This is a genomic window from Brevundimonas sp. P7753 (assembly GCF_013386595.1).
GTDB classification, from domain to species: domain Bacteria; phylum Pseudomonadota; class Alphaproteobacteria; order Caulobacterales; family Caulobacteraceae; genus Brevundimonas; species Brevundimonas bullata.
Genome location: NZ_JACARP010000139.1, coordinates 1 through 1,554, shown reverse-complemented (window position 1 = coordinate 1,554; position 1,554 = coordinate 1). Strand labels below are relative to the sequence as shown.

General features: G+C 61.5%; 2 protein-coding genes and 1 pseudogene. All 3 read right to left on the bottom strand.

Annotation, left to right across the window (positions count from 1 at the left end; all coding sequences use genetic code 11):
* Positions 1 to 286 precede the first annotated feature (286 nt).
* Positions 287 to 829, bottom strand: coding sequence for a hypothetical protein (locus HX774_RS18350; RefSeq protein ID WP_178828881.1), 543 nt, complete (start codon positions 827 to 829; stop codon positions 287 to 289).
* A 175-nt stretch (positions 830 to 1,004) separates the two neighbouring features.
* On the bottom strand, positions 1,005 to 1,280 hold the full coding sequence (locus HX774_RS18345; RefSeq protein WP_178828880.1) for a hypothetical protein: 276 nt from the start codon (positions 1,278 to 1,280) through the stop codon (positions 1,005 to 1,007).
* A gap of 63 nt (positions 1,281 to 1,343) precedes the next feature.
* Positions 1,344 to 1,554, bottom strand: a pseudogene (locus HX774_RS18340) (hypothetical protein); the annotation flags it as partial.

The following is a 1,554-nucleotide window of genomic DNA, read 5'->3' as shown; positions in this document are numbered from 1 at the left end:
CCCGGCGAACCGGGGCGGGCGAAGTCGAGGGATCACACGATCCGCTGACGCGCCCCGCAGGTCAGACGCGTCAAGCCGGTGCGATCAGGGCGTTTCCAAACCTTGACCGCACAACCACAAAGCGCATCAATAAACATGAATGTCAATACAATGATCTGCGCCCGCGCGGTCGACGACAAGCCCGACAGCAGAAGCCTTAAATGTCAGCTGAGGGTGGAAAGCGGACCTTCTAACCGCGCGACCTACGAGCGGGCAGGACGTGGCCTTCAACTGCCTTCCTCAATGGCTACCGGTCGCGGCCCGCAAGTGCGCTGGTGCACTCGGCCCATTGACGGGCCTGTTCGTCCGTCAGCATGACGGGGAAGGTGGTCGGCATTGAGCCGCCTTCCATCGTGTAAGCGACGTCAAGCTGGCCTTCAGTAGACAAGCGAGTCATGGCGTTCAGCGTCTCGTCGCCAGTGAAGTCGTAGACGAAGAGCCGGAAGTTCGGGTCGTCGGCCTTGATATTCGCCCGTTGCTCCGACAAATTTGTACGGTAGCCGTTGACCACGTAAGCGTTTGCAGGCGGCCTCCAGCCGCCATTCTCCACGGCCAGGACGCCAAGCTTCATTCCGATGAAAACCCGGCTCTGATCCGGCCAGTTGTAAAAGGTGAAGCTCCCTGACACCGCAACCGACTGACCGCGGAAGTATGCCGTGTCCACCACGTAGACGTCGAAGCTGGCCTCACAGGCGAAGTGGATGCCGTCTCTGAACTTCGGACTGACGACGACAGACTCGGTCTGGGCCTGAGTCTGAAGCGCGAGGATCGCTAGGGCAGTAGCAAGCATGATGGTCCTGTCAATGAGGGCCGCTGGCCCTATAAACTGTTCGAGCCGCCTACACTTGCGAAGATAGCCTCCTTTCCGCAGCGTGGACAATGTGATGCCAGCGCGGATGGCGGGCGGGCTATGTCCCCCATGGGTCGTGAACCGAAGTTCGCCTAAAGGCGGAAAGCGGACCTATCTATTTGTCCCAGACAACCGGCCCCCACGCCTGCTCATTCCACTCCTTGGCGGCATCGACGTTGGGAAATGGCCCGGTCCCTGAGACGTAATAGTAGAGCCCATCTGGCCCCGGCTCCGCTGGAAGCTCACCTTCTTCAAGCAGCCCATCGGCTTGATAGGTCGCCCATCTCACATCGTAGTTTCGAGCGATCACGAAGGTGCGTTTGGAGATGGCTCCGTCATAAAGCCAAGTGCCGCTTGCGACGACGATGCCTTCGAGGTCATCCAGTGCCATGGGCTGGACATTGCGATGCCAGATCAATGTCCGCAATGGGTCGGTTTTAGGCGGCGGCCCGACCTAGATCGCGCCCATGGCCAGGAAGGCGCGGCCGGCGGCGAAGTCGCCGGCTTCGAAGCGGGCCTCGGCGACGCTGTCGTCACGGAACAGGAACTGGATGACGAAGCTCTCGCGCGGGTCCAACTGGGCCAGGGCGTCGGCGGCTTCGGTCGAGAAGGTCCAGACCTCGCCCTGACGCGCGCCTGTCGGCAGCAGGCCCGGATCGGCGGCG

Coding starts and splice junctions, on each gene's coding strand:
- HX774_RS18350 (WP_178828881.1), bottom strand. CDS start 829: ATGCTTGCTACTGCCCTAGCGATCCTCGCGCTTCAGACTCAGGCCCAG.
- HX774_RS18345 (WP_178828880.1), bottom strand. CDS start 1,280: ATGGCACTGGATGACCTCGAAGGCATCGTCGTCGCAAGCGGCACTTGG.